This is a genomic window from Mycolicibacterium chubuense (assembly GCF_001044255.1).
In the GTDB taxonomy this organism is placed as follows: domain Bacteria; phylum Actinomycetota; class Actinomycetes; order Mycobacteriales; family Mycobacteriaceae; genus Mycobacterium; species Mycobacterium chubuense.
In genome coordinates, this window is record NZ_JYNX01000019.1 from 1 (window position 1) to 15,289 (window position 15,289).

Sequence of the window (15,289 nt, forward strand, 5' to 3'; positions counted from 1 at the left end):
GGCGGTTTCAAGGGGTCGATGCAACACCCCGTGTGATTGAGGAGTGTTGCGATGGGTCGCGTGCCGTTGCGGTCGCGGATGCCGGCGTTCTGGGAGTACGTCCGGGCAGGTCTGAGTCCGGCTGAGGCCGGTGTGGCTGTCAGCGTGTCAGACGGCTGTGGGAAGCGGTGGTTCCGTGACGCTGGTGGCGTGAAACCAGCAAAGCCCAAGGCGAAATCGACTGGCCCGCGTCGGCGGCTGACATTGGACGATCGCATCGAAATCCAGGTAGGCGTGTGCACCGGTGAGTCGTTGCGATCCATCGGTCGACGATTGGGCCGGCCGGCGTCGACGATCAAACGGGAGATCGATAACAATAGCGAGCTGCGGAATCGCCACACAGGCCGTAGATCGGGGTATCGACGTAAACACGCCTTTGGTGCCCGCCAGAGCGGCAAAGCCTCGTCGGTGCGTTATTTGGCCACCGCTGCCCATGACCGCTCGGCCGAACGCGCCCGTCGACCCAAACAGCGCCGACTGGCCAGCGATGGCACCCTGCGCCAGGAGGTGCAAACTCGACTGGAGCTGCGCCACAGCCCTCAACAGATCGCGAGGCGGTTGCGCAGCGATTTCCCCGACGATCCGGAGATGTGGGTGTCACACGAGGCCGTCTACCAGGCCATCTACGTTCAAGGGCGTGGGTCGCTACGCCAAGAGCTGCACCGCTGTCTGCGCACCAACCGCGCGATCCGCCATCCTCAGCGCCCCACAGGAGCCCGTCGTGGTCGTATCCCGGGCATGGTCAACATCAGCCAGCGTCCTGCCGAGGTCGCCGACCGGGCGGTGCCCGGGCACTGGGAGGGCGATCTGATTCTGGGGTCGACCGCCTCAGCCTCAGCGATCGGCACCCTCGTCGAGCGCAGCACCCGGTTCGTCATGTTGTTGCACCTGCCCGACGATCACACGGCACTGAGCGTGCAGAACGCGATCGTGGACAAGATGAGCGAGCTGCCCGAGTGCTTGCGCCGTTCGCTGACCTGGGATCAGGGCAGCGAAATGGCCAACCACGCAGCGATCGCAGCAGCGGCCGATCTCGACATCTACTTCTGCGATCCGCATTCGCCATGGCAACGTGGCACCAACGAGAACACCAACGGGCTTCTGCGCCAGTACTTCCCCAAAAGCACCGACTTATCGCTGTGGGGGCCCGGCTACCTCGACAACGTCGCCACCGAACTCAACGGCCGACCCCGCAAAACCCTCGACTGGAAAACCCCAGCCGAAGCCCTCAACGAACTACTGTCAAAACCGCCAACTGTTGCATCGACCCCTTGAACTCAAGNACCCTCGACTGGAAAACCCCAGCCGAAGCCCTCAACGAACTACTGTCAAAACCGCCAACTGTTGCATCGACCCCTTGAACTCAAGCCGCGCCGACGGGATCTGTTCGCACACTCGTGACGCAACGGGCCGGCGGCGCGGTGTGGCAGACCGTGCAGTGGGTATGTCGACACGATGACTGATCCAGGCCTGATCGTGATCGGCAGCGGACCCGCCGGGGTCGGCGCCGCCGACGCCTACCGCGCCCGCCGGCCCGACGCGCCCGTCCGCATCATCAGCGCCGACGGGAGTCACCCGTACTTCCGTCCGCCGCTGAGCAAGGACTATCTGCGCGGCGAGACCGACGACGTCGGTATGCATCCGCCCGAGTGGTTCCGCGAGCGCGACATCGAGGTCGTCCTCGACGCCGCAGTGGATCACGTCGATGCCGGGGAACGCGTGGTGACGGCCGGCGGCGACAGATACCCCTACGGTGCGCTGGTGCTGGCCACGGGTGCGAGTCCGGCGCCGCTGCCGATCCCCGGCGGTGAGCGTGCGTTGCAACTGCGCTCGCTCGCCGACGCCGAGACGTTGCGCGGCGCAGCCCGCTCCGCCACGACCGCGGTGGTGATCGGTGCGGGGTTCATCGGTTGTGAGGCCGCGGCATCGCTTGCCATGCAGGGTGTTTCGGTGACGTTGGTGGCACCCGACGAGCTGCCGCAGCAGAAGCGCCTCGGCGCCGAGGCGGGTCGTCGGCTCCGGGAGCTCGTCGAGAAGACCGGCGCCCGATACCTCGGCAGCGCGAAAGTCGAGTCCGTTCAAGCTGATTCGGTGCGCCTGGACGACGGCACCACGCTTCCGGCGGACCTGGTGTTGGCCGCCACCGGCGTGCACCCCAACAGTGCGATCGCCGGGTCGCTGGGATTGACGCTGGAGGATTCCCGCGTGGTGGTGAATGCGGACATGAGTACCGGTGTCGACGGGATCTACGCCGCGGGCGACGTCGCGTTCGCGTTCAACAGCGGCGCCGGCCGGCGGTTGGCCGTCGAGCACTGGCAGGACGCGGAGGACCAGGGCCAGGTCGCCGGTGCCGCCGCGGCCGGCGAGGATGCCACATGGTCTGGCGTGCCCGGCTTCTGGACCACCATCGGCGATGCGGACGTCAAGTACCACTCCTGGGGTGACGGCTACGAGCGCAGCACGATGGTCGAGCACGGCGACGGCGGTTTCACCGTCTGGTACAGCGCGGGCGACGGCACCACCGTTGGTGTGTTGACCTACCAGGCCGACGACGACTACGACCGCGGCGAAGAACTGATCACCGCCGGCGAGCCGCCGCCGGTGGACAGGGGCTGAGGCCTGCCGAGAGGGCTCAGTCCTTGGCGTGCTCAGCGTGGAGGGACACGGCCACCTCGTCGGCCACCTTCATCGCGCCCATCATCAGCGAGTAGGGCTTGACCCCGAAGTCGTGGTGGCTGACCACCGCGTCGCACGCCATCCGCCAGGTCTTACCCAGGTCTTCGACGCGCAGATCCACCGACCGCGGACGCGACCGGCCGTGGATCTCCAACGTGCCGGACAGCCGATAGCCCCCGTCGACGGCGGTCACCTCGTCGCTGGTGAAACGGATGTGCGGGTACCGTTTGGCGTCAAGGCTTTTCAGGGCGTTGGAGCGGGCCAACGCCTTCTCCACGCCGGTCAGACCTTTGACCCCGCCGTCGCCCCGCAGCACCTGGAGGGAGTCGACGTCGACGGTCAGCTCCACCGCGGACGGTTCGTCGCCCGACCAGGTCACGGTGGCCTGCCACGCCGTCATGGCGATCGTCAGCCGGTGGCCCATCGCCGCGGCGGGTCCGGTGACCCCGGTCGTCAGAAGCAGTTCGCCGTGTGAAGGGTCCAGTGTCCACGCCGAGGCTGCCATCGCACGAATGTAGCGGTATCGGTCGGTGGACGAGTGATTATGCCTGCGCCGGGGAACGCTGCAGCCGCCGCGACGCGACGAGAAGTACCGCCGTGGACGCGACGAGCCAGACGGCCAGCACGACGTACGGGCCGGGCCGCTGATGATCGGGGAAGTAGGTGGCCGAGTGGACCGCCGAGACCGCCGCGCCGCTGGGCAGTGCGTGGTTGAGGAATGAAAACGGTTGGGGCAGCAGGGTCGCCGACACCGCGCCGCCCGAGGAGGTGTTGCCGAGCAGGATGAACACCAGCCAGGTGGGGATGATCGCCCAGCGATGGATCATCACCAGCATCGCCGAGTTGAACATGGCGGCGACGCCGATCTGCACCGACACCAGACCCCACAGCACAGGAAACGGAGTGCTCAGCGCGCCGAGCACCGGTCCCGCGACGGCGGCCAGGGTCGCCCCGCCGCCCACCGCCAGCACGGCGAGGCAGCCCAGCCAACGGCCCAGCGTCAGCGTCTTGACGTTGGCGCGCAGCTGGAACATGGTGACGAACCCGAGGATCGTGGCGGCGATGATGAGGTAGAACGTCGCCAGGCCGGCGGGGTCGGCGGCGGGCAGCGGATGCAGGTCGACGATCTTCAGCACGGGCTGCCCGCCTGCCTGGTCGATCTGCGTGAGCAGCCGCGCCGACGACGGGTCGCTGGCGCTGGAGATCAGCAGCTCGGGCGGGGCGGCGGAGGTGTCGATCACCGCGGTGATCTCCTGCCGGTCGACAGCCTGCACGGCCGCGGCGCGGCTCGGATAGTCGTGCGGCTCGAATTCGTGGAAGCGCTGCTGCAGGTCGGCGAGCAGTTGCGGCGACGCGTCCCCCACGACGCCGACCGGCAGGTGGCGCGGCACCGGTCGGCCCAGTGCGATCGTGTAGGCAGCGACGAACGACGCACCGAGCACCAGCGCGATGCCGAGGACGGCGCCGACCTTGCGCAGCTCCAACGGGATCGCGCGCAGCCGTGCCCTCACCCGTGCGCCGACGCCGTCTGTCGCTGCGCGATCCGCTCCCGTTGAGGCACCACAACGTATTTCGGGTCCTTCGTCGACGCCACGCCCGCCTCGAACACCCCGAACCGCTGCAGCGCGCTGCCGGCGAGCAGCGCTGCCCCCGATGCCGCGACAGCCCATCGGCGTCGGCCCGACACCACCGCGCCGACGGCGCCGCCGACGGTCAGGATCTCCGACCAGCGGCGCAGCGTGTGCGGCCGCCCGGTGGTGTACGCCTCACCGACCAGGCCCAGCCGACGTTCCATGGCCCGGGACGCGGCGACTTCCAGCGCGGCGCCGGCGACCGCCATCCTGCGCGCCGGTCCGCTCTCGGTCACCGGGGCGGCCAGCATGCCCAGTCCGGCGCCGCTGGCCGCCGCCGATCCGGTGAACACGAACGGCAGGTACGGGTGCGCCTCGTGCCACGCCGGAACGGCCGTCTGCGACAACAGCACTGCGGTGTAGGAGGCCACGCCCGGTGCCACCGCGGCGGCCTCCAGCCCGGCCGGGCGCGCCGCCCAGCTCAGCAGTCGGCCCAGCCGGGAACGCCGAAGCCGCCGCGGCATCAGCTCGGCGAGCGCCGCTACCCCCGCGCCGGGGCCGTAGCCGCCGAGGATCCAGGTGCCCATGCTCATCGGCGAACTCGGCTTGGCCACCCGCAGCATGTGGTGGAACCGCTCGGGCCGGCCGAGGTCGCCGATCAGGAAGTACATGCTCGCCAGCAGGCTCGCCAGCGCACCAAGGCGCGAGACCCGGCGCAGTTCGGTCCGCCCGGTGAGGTCGGCGCCGGCGGCCAGCATCGCCGAGCCCGCCGACAGGCCGCCGGAGAACAGGTACGCCGCGATCATCCAGTTCCACACCGGTGTCTTGAGGATCTGCCGGCCGTAGTAGGAGCGGAAGTCGGCCGGCGGAACCGCCGTGTGCTCGCGTGGCATCAGCTCTGCCTCCGGCTCTTCGCGCAAGCGCTCATCGCTGCCCTCGGCTCTTCGCGCAAGCGCTCATCGCTGCTTCCCGACGAACGCCGACACCGCGATGCCCACCAGCGCCGAGGCCGCCATTCCCGCGTACCGCCACATCGCGGCGGCGTCGCGGGTCGGCACCACCGGGTCGGGCGGCAGACCGTAGACCTCGGGGTCGTCGAGCAGCAGGAAGAACGCACCGTCGCCGCCGACGCCGTCGTTCGGGTCTTCGCCGTACAGCCGGGCCTCGGTGACGCCGCGCTCGTGCAGCGCCTCGACCCGCTGCGCGGCCCGCTCCCGGAGCTCGTCGAGCACCCCGAACTGGATGGAGTCGGTCGGGCACGCCTTGGCGCACGCCGGTTCGAGCCCGTCGTGGAGCCGGTCGTAGCACAGCGTGCACTTCCAGGCCCGGCCGTCGCCCTCGCGGCGCTCGATCACGCCGTACGGGCAGCCGGACACGCAGTAGCCGCAACCGTTGCAGATGTCCTGCTGCACAACGACAGTGGAGTACTCGGTGCGAAACAACGCACCCGTGGGACAGACGTCCAGGCAGCCGGCGTGGGTGCAGTGCTTGCAGACGTCCGAGGCCATCAGCCACCGGAAGTCGGGCAGCTCGCCCACCATCTCGACGGCCTTCTGGGTGATCTCGGGCATGCCCAGGTCGATCGGCTCGCGGCCCGGCTGCTCGATGAACGCCACATGCCGCCACGAGTTCGCACCGAGGTTGCCGGTGTTGTCGAAGGACATGCCCAGCAGGTTGAACCCGTCACCCTCTCCCGAGACGGGCAACTCGTTCCACTCCTTGCACGCCACCTCGCAGGCCTTGCAGCCGATGCACACCGATGTGTCGGTGAAGAACCCCACCCGCGGCGGATGCTCGTCGTAGCCGGCGTCGCCCGCCGGATCGTCTAGCGGGCCGTAGAAGCTGTTGCCACTCATGGCGTGTCCTCCGTGTGGTCGGGCGAGCGCCGCGTGGTGTCCAGGTCGGTGCCGGTGGCCTTGGTGATGCCCGCCCGTTGGCGGTAGTCCGCGATGTACGCCAGCAGTTCGGGTCCGCGCGGTCGCCGCCCCGGCTGGATGTCGCACGTCGCGACCTTGCTCTCCTGGATGAACACGTTCGGGTCGGCGACCACACCGAGGAGGTCGTTGACCACGTCGCCGTCGATCAGACCCGAACCGCCCCAGTGATAGGGCATCCACACCTGGTGCACCACATGGTCGTCGACGCGCAGTGGCCGCATCCGCTCGGTGACGAAGACGCGCGCGTCCACTGCCGCGCGGCTGGTCACCACGTGCGCCCACTCCATGTGTTTCAGCCCGCGTTCGGCGGCCAGCTCCGCCGACACCTCGACGAACAACCCGGGCTGCAACTCGGCCAGGTAGGGCAACTGCCGACTCATACCGCCGGCCGTGTGATGCTCGGTCAGCCGGGCCGCGGTGAACACGAACGGGAACACCTCGCCGTGCGCGTCGGGCCACGACGGGTTCGACGGGTTATCTTCGCGCCCATACACTTTGCGCGCCGGGTTGCCCTGCTGCTGATACAGCGGGTTGCGCACCGGCGACTCGTGCGGCTCGTAGTGGGTGGGCAGCGGCCCGTCGAGCACGCCGTTGGGCGCGAACAGCCAGGCCTTGCCGTCGGCCTGCATCACGAACGGGTCGTCACCGCGCAGCGCCGCGACCCCGACCGCGTCGTCGTCCGGCCGGTAGTCCGGTGGCTTGTTCTTCTCGAAATCCGGTGTGTCGTAACCGGTCCACTCGTTCTTGTCGGCGTCCCACCACACCAGTTTCTTGCGCTCGCTCCAGGGCCGGCCGGCCGGATCCGCCGACGCCCGGTTGTAGAGCACGCGGCGGTTCATCGGCCACGTCCAGCCCCACTCGTTGTCGTAGGGGCCCTGCTCGGTGTGGGGTTTGCGGCGTGCCGCCTGGTTCACTTCGTCGGCGTACACGCCGCTGTAGATCCAGCAGCCGCACATGGTCGACCCGTCGGCCTTGAGCTCGGTGTAACCGCTCACCGCCCGGTCGGTGGTGAGGTCGATGCCGCTGATCCGGCGCAGTACGTCGGCACCGTCGGGTTCGTCGCCGTCCATCCGGTAGTCCCACGCCAGGTCCAGCAGCGGGCGATCGCGCTCATCCGTTGAGCCGGCGAGCTTTTCGCGTAGGATCCGGCCGAGGTGGTAGAAGAACCACAGCTCCGAGCGCGCATCGCCGGGCGGTTCGACAGCCTTCTCCCGCCACTGCAGCATCCGCTGGGTCTGGGTGAAGGTGCCCGCCTTCTCCACGTGCGACGCCGCCGGGAACAGGAACACCTCGGTCCGGCATGTCTCGGGGGCGATCTCGCCGGTCTCGATCTCCGGCCCGTCCCTCCAGAATGTGGCGCTCTCGATCTCCACGAGATCGCGCACCACCAGCCAGTCCAGGTTGGCCATACCGAGGCGCTGCAACTTGCCGTGCGCCGATCCGACGGCCGGGTTCTGGCCGAGCAGGAAGTAGCCGAACACCTTGCCGTCGACCATGTCCATCACGGTGCGGTAGGTGCCGTGGTCACCGTTGATGCGCGGCATGTAGTCGAAGCAGAAGTCGTTCTCGGCGGTGGCCGCGTCGCCCCAGTACTCCTTGAGCAGCGACACCATGTAGGTATCGGCGTTGTGCCAGAAGCCTTTCTGGTTGCGGCTCTTGATCGCGTCGAGGTAGTCGGCCAGCGTCTCCTGCCCGGCCCGCGGCATCGCGAGATACCCCGGCAGCAGGTTGAACAGCGTCGGCACGTCGGTCGAGCCCTGGATGCTGGCGTGCCCGCGCAGCGCGAAAACCCCGCCCCCGGGCCGGCCGATGTTGCCCAGCAGCAGCTGGATGATCGCGCCCGCCCGGATGTACTGCGCGCCCATCGTGTGCTGGGTCCAGCCGACGCTGTACACCAGCGCGGCGGTCTTGTCCCGGCCCGACGCCGAGGTCCACCGGCGAGCGACCTCCAGGAACTGTTCGGCGGGCACCCCGCACACCCGCTCGACCATCTCGGGGGTGTAGCGGGCGTAGTGCCGTTTGAGGATCTGATAGACGCAGCGCGGGTCCTGCAGCGTCGGGTCGCTCGGAATGTCGGCCGCGCCCTGGATCGGCGCGCCGCCGGAGCCCTGCTGATCGGGTGAAGCATTCTCCTTGGCGTCCGACCCGCCGCCCTCGGCGTCGGTGTTCTGGTACTGCCACGTCTCCGGGTCGTACGACGCGGTCGCCTCGTCGTAACCCGAGAACAGCCCGCCGAGATCCTCGGCGTCCTGATAGTTCTCGTCGACCAGGAACGTGGCGTTGGTGTAAGCGGTGACGTACTCGCGGAAGTCGAGCTCGTTGGACAGGATGTAGTTGATCACCCCACCGAGGAACGCGATGTCACTGCCCGCGCGCAGCGGCACGTGCCGGTCGGCCAGCGCACTGGTGCGGGTGAACCGCGGGTCGATGTGCACCACCTGCGTTCCCCGTGACTTCGCTTCCATCACCCACTGGAAGCCGACGGGATGGGCCTCGGCCATGTTCGAGCCCATGATGACGATGAAGTCGGAGTTGACGAGGTCCTGCTGATAGTCCGTCGCCCCGCCGCGACCGAAGGAGGCCCCCAGACCGGGAACCGTGGCGCTGTGTCAAATACGCGCCTGGTTCTCGATCTGCAAAGCGCCCAGCGCGGTGAACAACTTCTTGATCAGATAGTTCTCTTCGTTGTCCAGCGTCGCCCCGCCCAGGCTCGCCAGCCCCATCGTGCGGCGCAGCGTGTGACGGTCGGAGTCGAACTGCTGCCAACCCTTCTCGCGGGCGTCGAGCACCCGGTCGGCGACCATGCCCATCGCCGTCTCGAGGTCCAGGTCCTGCCACTCGGTGGCGTACGGCGCGCGGTAGCGGACCTTCGTCAGCCGCTGTGGACCGGTCACCAGCTGCTTGCTGGCCGACCCCTTCGGGCACAGCCGGCCGCGGGAGATGGGGCTGTCCGGGTTGCCCTCGATCTGGACGACCTTCTCGTCCTTGACGTACACCTTCTGTGCGCAGCCGACGGCGCAGAACGGGCACACCGAGTGCGCGACGCGGTCGGCCTCGGCGGTGCGCGGGGTCAGCGTGAGGGAACGGTGCGACTGGGCGGCCTTGCCGCGGCCGAGCTTGTCGTCGCCGGTGAGTTGCCGATACACCGGCCACGACTGCAACAGTCCCTTGAGGTCCACCCGTCACCCCTTTCCGGATTCGATCCAACCGTCGGCACCGCGCGTTGGCAACCCCGGATACCCGCTTCTCAGCCGATCAACTGTCGGCTCTCAGGTACAAAGGACGCATGCTCGAGATCAGCCTGTTGACCTGGGGCGTGACGATCGGCCTGATCGTCGCGCTGCTCGCCGTGGACCTGATCCTGGCCGCGGTCCGCCCGCACCGCGTCGGTTTCCGCGAGGCCACCGCGTGGTCGGTGTTCTACATCGCGGTCGCCATCGGCTTCGGGGTGTGGTTCTTCCTCACCTACGGCAGCGACTTCGGCACCCAGTACTTCGCCGGCTACATCGTCGAGAAGAGCCTGTCGGTCGACAACCTGTTCGTGTTCGTGATCATCATGGCCACGTTCGCGGTGCCCGAAGAGCATCAGCACAAGGTGTTGACCTTCGGGATCATCCTGGCGCTGATCATGCGCGCCATCTTCATCGCGATCGGGGCGACGCTGATCTCGATGTTCTCGTTCATGTTCCTGATCTTCGGTGCGCTGCTGATCTACACCGCCATTCAACTGTTCCGGCACCGCGACGAAGACCCGGACGTCGAGAACAACATCATGATCCGGGCGACCCGGCGTTTCGTGCCCATCAGCAACGAGTACGACGGCGGCAAGCTGTTCACCCACCGCGAGGGCCGCCGGATGGCGACCCCGCTGCTCGCCGTACTGATCGCGATCGGCAGTGTGGACCTGCTGTTCGCGCTGGACTCGATCCCCGCCGTCTTCGGGGTCACCTCCGAGCCCTACATCGTGTTCACCGCCAACGCGTTCGCACTGCTCGGGTTGCGGGCGCTGTTCTTCCTCGTCAAGGGTCTGCTGGACCGGCTGGTCTACCTGTCCACCGGACTGGCCATCATCCTGGCGTTCATCGGCGTCAAGCTGGTGCTGCACTGGGCTCACGAGGACATCGACAAGCGCGTGCCCGAGGTCAACACGTATCTGAGCCTGGTGGTGATCCTCGTGATCCTCATCGTCGTGACGGTCGCCAGCCTGATCAAGACCCGGCGCGATCCGACCGCCAAAGCCCATCCCGGCTCGCTGCGCGCGACGCACAAGGACCACCCGCTCAGCGAGCGAGATCGCGCGAGCCGTCGGGACGGCGTCGGGTGACACCCCGCGCGTCGAGCGCTTCGAGCAGCGGGACCGCGACGCGCCGGGTGGTGTCCAGGGCGCGTTTGGCGTCGGCGACATTGAAAGGCTGCGCCACGTCGGCCAGCGTCGCGGCGGCGCGGTCGTAGACCTCAGGTCCCAGCACCACGCCGTCGGCGATCCGCACCAGCCGGCCCGCCCGCACCGCCGCCGCGAGTTCCTTCGGCCCCAGCCGCAGTTCGGTCAGCTCGTCGGCCTCGGGTGCGCGGAACGGTTCAGCCGCCAGTCGGTCCTCGAGAGTGCGCACCGCCTTCTCGACCCGCTCGGGCAGCGCCGTCCCGGGCCGGCGGATCCGCCCGTCGGCCACCTCGAGCCCGGTGCCCGCCGCCAGCGCCGACACGAGGTCGAGGGCGGGCAACTGTAATTCGCGGCGCAGCTCCTCGGTCGGCATGCCCGCGGCGATGTCGTGGCCGTCCGACCACCGCTGCACCGCCGCGGTCATCAGCGCGCGCCGCTGCGCCCACCATGTCGGGTCGACGACCCACTCCCCCACCCGGTCACCGTCGGCGTCGAAACCCATGGCGCGCAGGTCTTTCCCTCGAGCGCACACCGGTGGCCCAACCCGGCCGGTGGCCAGTTCGGCGGCGCGGTCGCGGGCGTCGCCGCGGCGCCGCAGCGCCGGTGGCGCCACGTCGAGCACCTCGACGCCCGCGGCGATGCGGTGTTCGCCGGGGTCCCGCAGCAGCCCGATGTCACCGATCCGCAGCGGCAGCGGGCGTGAGAGCCGCAGCCGCGCCCCGGCGTCACCGAGCGGCCGGACGTGCACCGCCACGCCGGCCGATCCGATGTGCAGCACCAGTCGCTCGTGCAGTTTCCCGGCTGCCCGGAGCGCGACGTCGATCTCGGCGGTGTCCCGCCACGCGCCCGGCGTGCGGATCGTGTCGCCGCGCGCAATGCCGCGGTGGTCGACACCTCGCAGGTTCACCGCGACGCGGGCCACCGCGGCGACCTCGGTGCGGTCGCGGCCCAGGGACTGCACGCCGCGCACGGTGACGCGCCGTCCGTCGTGCACCAGGTCGTCGCCGACACGGATGGTGCCGGCTGCCAGTGTCCCGGTCACGACGGTGCCGGCGCCGCGCACCGTGAACGACCGATCCACCCACAGTCGCACGTCGGCGTCCCGGTCCGGCACCGGTATCCGATCGGTGAGGGCCACGAGTTCGGCTCGTACAGCATCGGTTTCGGTGCCGAGCACGATCGGGGCGTCGGGCAGCCGGTCGCGCACCTGCGCGACGGCGGGCCCGGGGTCGGCGAGGTCGGCCTTGCTGATCACGACCAGCAGGTTGCGGACGCCGAGCGCCTGAAGCGCGGCGAGGTGCTCCTCGGACTGGGGCATCCAGCCCTCGGTCGCGGCGACGACGAACATCACCGCCGGAACGGGCCCGACGCCGGCGAGCATATTGCCGACGAACCGCTCGTGCCCGGGCACGTCGACGAACGCGATCTCGCGGCCGTCGATGGTGGTCCACGCGAAGCCGAGGTCGATGGTCAGGCCGCGGCGCTGCTCCTCGGCGAGCCGGTCGGGCCACATGCCGGTGAGCCGGTGGACCAGCGTGGATTTACCGTGGTCGACGTGGCCCGCGGTGGCTACGACGTACACGTCGAATCCGCCGACGGGGACGCACACGCACGCACCGCCTCGAGCAGCGCCACGTCGTCCTCGGGGGCGACGGTGCGCAGGTCGAGCAGGCAGCGGCCGTCCTCGATACGCCCGACCACCGCGCGCGCCCCGGTGCGCAACGCCGCGGCGTAGCGCTCGGGCAGACTGATTGCGGCGCTGGGCAATTCGACATCGGGGGCACCTCCGCCGCCGACGGCCGCGACGCACTCGACCACCTCGGCGCCGGGCAGCTGCGCGGCCAGCGCTGCGGCCCGGACACGCAGCGTGTCGACGTCGGCGCTGAGCGCCTGTGCCACAGGCGTGGGCGGCCCGGCCAGTGTGGCCTCCAGCGCGGCCAGCGTCATCTTGTCCACCCGCAGGGCGCGGGCCGCCGGGTGGCGGCGCAGCCGGTCGATCAGCTCGGCGGAGCCGAACAGCAGCCCGGCCTGCGGACCGCCGAGCAGCTTGTCCCCGCTGGCGGTGACCACGTCGGCGCCGTGACGCAGCACGGTGGTGGCGTCGGGTTCGTCGGGCAGCAGCGGATGCGGGCTCAGCAGGCCGGAGCCGATGTCGACCACCAGCGGCGCGTCGAGCGTCGCGAGGTCGCGCACCGGCACCGACGAGGTGAAGCCGCTGACGTGGTAGTTCGACGGGTGCACCTTGAGCACGAAGCCGGTGTCGGGCCCGATCGCGTCGGCGTAGTCCCGCAGGTGCGTGCGGTTGGTGGTGCCGACCTCGCGGATCCGCGCGCCCGTCGACGTCATCAACTCGGGCAGCCGGAAGCCGTCGCCGATCTCGATCAGCTCGCCGCGGCTGACGATCATCTCCTTGCCGGGGGCGAGCGTCATCGCGGTCAGCAGCAGCGCCGCGGCGTTGTTGTTGACCACGTGCACGCCCTGCGCGGCGGGCACGGCGGCGGCCAGTGCGGCCAGCGCACCGCGGCCGCGACGGGCGCGACGGCCGGTCTCGAGGTCGAACTCCACGTCGGTGGCGCCGCTGGCGGTCGTCACTGCGTCGATCGCGGCCTGCGACAGCGGTGCGCGGCCCAGGTTGGTGTGCACGACGACACCGGTGGCGTTGATGACCGGCCGCAGCGTGGCGGCACTTCGCGGCAGCGTGGCGACGGCGTGGTCGGCGACCTGCTCGGGGTCGATCTCCCCGTCGCGCGCCCGCTGCTGCGCGTCGGCGACCACGGACTTGACCAGCGCGCGGCCCAGCGTGCGGGTGGCCTCGACCAGGCGGGGGTCGGCGAGCACAGCATCGGTGCGCGGCACCCGCCGGCGCGGGTCACCTCCCATGGCGATTCCGGCGCGCCAACCGACGCTGACTGTCGTTTTGCGCGCCCGATTCGCAGGGGGAACGGTGGCGGAGGCGGACGGGAATCGAACCCGCCAGCGACAGGAACTGCCACTCAGCGATTTTGAAGATCGGGCCGGTCACCAGACCGGATACGCCTCCCTGAGCCACCCGTCCATCATGGCAGGGCAGCATGGAGTCCATGACGCACCGGCTCACCCAGTACGCCCACGGCGGCGGCTGCGCCTGCAAGATCCCCCCTGGCGAGCTCGAAGACGTGGTCCGCGGGCTGACGCACTCCACGCCGGTGAACCCGGTCGGCGAGCTGCTGGTCGGCCTCGACGACGGCGACGACGCCGCCGCGGTGCGCATCGAGGGCGGCGTCGCGCTGATCGCGACGACGGACTTCTTCACCCCGGTGGTGGACGACGCCTACGACTGGGGGCGGATCGCCGCGGCCAATGCGCTGTCGGACGTGTACGCGATGGGCGGCCGGCCGGTGGTCGCGGTGAACCTGCTGGGCTGGCCGCGCGACGTGCTGCCGTTCGAACTGGCGGCCGAGACGCTGCGTGGCGGGATGGACGTCTGCGTGCAGGCGGGCTGTCACCTGGCCGGCGGGCACAGCGTCGACGATCCGGAGCCGAAGTACGGCCTGGCGGTGACGGGCATCGCCGATCCGGACCGGCTGCTGCGCAACGACGCCGGACGCTCCGGCGTCCCGCTGTCGCTGACCAAGCCGCTGGGTATCGGCGTGCTCAACAGCCGCCACAAGAACACCGGCGAGCGCTTCGAGGAGGCGATCGCGGTGATGACCACGTTGAACGCCTCGGCGTCGGCCGCCGCACTCGCCGCCGGTGTCGAATGCGCCACGGATGTCACGGGTTTCGGCCTGCTGGGACATCTGCACAAGCTGGCCCGGGCCGGCGGGGTCACCGCGGTCGTGGACGCCGCGGCGGTGCCGTACCTCGACGGGGCGCGCGAGGCGCTGCGCGACGGCTACGTCAGCGGCGGCACCCGGCGCAACCTGGACTGGGTGCGACCGCACATCGACCTGTCGGTCGGCGAGGACGAGGCGCTGCTGCTCGCCGACGCGCAGACCTCGGGCGGGCTGCTGATCGCCGGGGAGATCCCCGGCGCCCCGGTGATCGGCGAACTGATTCCGCGCACCGAGCACACGATCATCGTCCGCTGACTCCCAGCGCGTGCAGCACCGAGTCGACCACCCGGTCCAGGAACGCCGGGTCGGTGTGTTCCCGGCGACCGCACAGCCGCCAGAACACCGGTGCCGCAACAAGATCCAGGACATACTCGCTGTCCACGTCTGAAGGCACCTCGCCGCGGGCGATCGCGGCGTCGATCACCGCCTGCCCGTAGCCGCGGCGGGCGTCCCCCAGGCGGTCGGTGAGCGCGGCCGCCAGGCCGGGATTGCGCATCGCCTCGGCGAGCAGGTCGGGCAGGATCCGCGACATCCGCGCATCGGTCAGCCAGGCGTCGACGCCGGCCACCAGGGCCGCGACGTCGGCGGCCAGATCGCCCGACGGCACCATCGCCGCCATCGGCACGCTGAGCCCGGTCACGACGTCGAGCACCATCTCCTGCTTCGACGGCCAGCGCCGGTACAGCGCGGCCTTGCCGGCGCGAGCGCGCCGCGCGACCCCGTCCATCGAGAGCCTGCCGAAACCCACGTCGGCGAGCTCGTCGAGTACCGCCTCCACGATGCCGTCGGTCACCTGGGCCCGCAGATTCGCTTTCGTCGCCACAACCGGAATACTATCCGAGACGGAACCGTTCCGTTTCGTATGACGAC

The 15,289-nt window shown here is 69.8% G+C and carries 12 protein-coding genes and 1 tRNA gene; 4 read left to right on the forward strand and 9 right to left on the reverse strand.

Annotation, left to right across the window (positions count from 1 at the left end; all coding sequences use genetic code 11):
- Positions 1 to 51 precede the first annotated feature (51 nt).
- Positions 52 to 1,314: an IS30 family transposase gene (locus MCHUDSM44219_RS04215; protein WP_082162034.1), complete on the forward strand. Its 1,263-nt coding sequence runs from the start codon at positions 52 to 54 to the stop codon at positions 1,312 to 1,314.
- 180 nt (positions 1,315 to 1,494) lie between these two features.
- The gene (locus MCHUDSM44219_RS04220; protein WP_048416984.1) at positions 1,495 to 2,655 is read left to right on the forward strand and encodes an NAD(P)/FAD-dependent oxidoreductase; all 1,161 of its coding nucleotides are present in this window, start codon (positions 1,495 to 1,497) and stop codon (positions 2,653 to 2,655) included.
- Positions 2,656 to 2,671: 16 nt separating this feature from the next.
- On the opposite strand, the gene MCHUDSM44219_RS04225 is transcribed toward MCHUDSM44219_RS04220, so the two are convergent.
- From MCHUDSM44219_RS04225 to fdh, 5 genes are all read right to left on the reverse strand, one after another.
- Positions 2,672 to 3,220, reverse strand: coding sequence for a YceI family protein (locus tag MCHUDSM44219_RS04225; protein WP_048416985.1), 549 nt, complete (start codon positions 3,218 to 3,220; stop codon positions 2,672 to 2,674).
- A gap of 37 nt (positions 3,221 to 3,257) precedes the next feature.
- A complete protein-coding gene (locus tag MCHUDSM44219_RS04230; protein WP_236695343.1) occupies positions 3,258 to 4,226 on the reverse strand; it encodes a DUF3533 domain-containing protein in 969 nt (322 codons plus the stop codon).
- Positions 4,223 to 5,179 (reverse strand): NrfD/PsrC family molybdoenzyme membrane anchor subunit, encoded by a 957-nt coding sequence (gene nrfD / locus MCHUDSM44219_RS04235; protein WP_048416986.1) that lies wholly within the window; start codon positions 5,177 to 5,179, stop codon positions 4,223 to 4,225. The genes MCHUDSM44219_RS04230 and nrfD overlap by 4 nt, the downstream gene beginning before the upstream one ends.
- 63 nt (positions 5,180 to 5,242) lie before the next feature.
- Positions 5,243 to 6,142: a 4Fe-4S dicluster domain-containing protein gene (locus MCHUDSM44219_RS04240; RefSeq protein WP_048416987.1), complete on the reverse strand. Its 900-nt coding sequence runs from the start codon at positions 6,140 to 6,142 to the stop codon at positions 5,243 to 5,245.
- Positions 6,139 to 9,402, reverse strand: a complete 3,264-nt coding sequence (gene fdh, locus MCHUDSM44219_RS04245) for a formate dehydrogenase (RefSeq protein WP_109777584.1) — start codon at positions 9,400 to 9,402, stop codon at positions 6,139 to 6,141. Before fdh ends, MCHUDSM44219_RS04240 begins: the two co-directional genes overlap by 4 nt.
- Before the next feature lie 107 nt (positions 9,403 to 9,509).
- Between fdh and MCHUDSM44219_RS04255 the strand changes: the two genes are divergently transcribed.
- Positions 9,510 to 10,547, forward strand: coding sequence for a TerC family protein (locus MCHUDSM44219_RS04255; RefSeq protein WP_048416989.1), 1,038 nt, complete (start codon positions 9,510 to 9,512; stop codon positions 10,545 to 10,547).
- Here MCHUDSM44219_RS04255 and MCHUDSM44219_RS04260 read toward each other — a convergent pair.
- The 3 genes from MCHUDSM44219_RS04260 to MCHUDSM44219_RS04270 all read right to left on the reverse strand — a co-directional run bounded on the left by MCHUDSM44219_RS04260 (position 10,504) and on the right by MCHUDSM44219_RS04270 (position 13,644).
- Positions 10,504 to 12,186 (reverse strand): selenocysteine-specific translation elongation factor, encoded by a 1,683-nt coding sequence (locus MCHUDSM44219_RS04260; protein ID WP_048417101.1) that lies wholly within the window; start codon positions 12,184 to 12,186, stop codon positions 10,504 to 10,506. The genes MCHUDSM44219_RS04255 and MCHUDSM44219_RS04260 overlap by 44 nt on opposite strands.
- Positions 12,174 to 13,484, reverse strand: coding sequence for an L-seryl-tRNA(Sec) selenium transferase (gene selA, locus MCHUDSM44219_RS04265; RefSeq protein WP_048416990.1), 1,311 nt, complete (start codon positions 13,482 to 13,484; stop codon positions 12,174 to 12,176). The genes MCHUDSM44219_RS04260 and selA overlap by 13 nt, the downstream gene beginning before the upstream one ends.
- Positions 13,485 to 13,549: 65 nt before the next feature.
- A tRNA-Sec gene (locus MCHUDSM44219_RS04270) sits at positions 13,550 to 13,644 on the reverse strand.
- A gap of 40 nt (positions 13,645 to 13,684) precedes the next feature.
- Here MCHUDSM44219_RS04270 and selD point away from each other — a divergent pair.
- Positions 13,685 to 14,674: a selenide, water dikinase SelD gene (gene selD, locus MCHUDSM44219_RS04275; protein ID WP_048417102.1), complete on the forward strand. Its 990-nt coding sequence runs from the start codon at positions 13,685 to 13,687 to the stop codon at positions 14,672 to 14,674.
- Here selD and MCHUDSM44219_RS04280 read toward each other — a convergent pair.
- Positions 14,661 to 15,242 (reverse strand): TetR/AcrR family transcriptional regulator, encoded by a 582-nt coding sequence (locus MCHUDSM44219_RS04280; protein WP_236695344.1) that lies wholly within the window; start codon positions 15,240 to 15,242, stop codon positions 14,661 to 14,663. The genes selD and MCHUDSM44219_RS04280 overlap by 14 nt on opposite strands.
- Positions 15,243 to 15,289 lie beyond the last annotated feature (47 nt).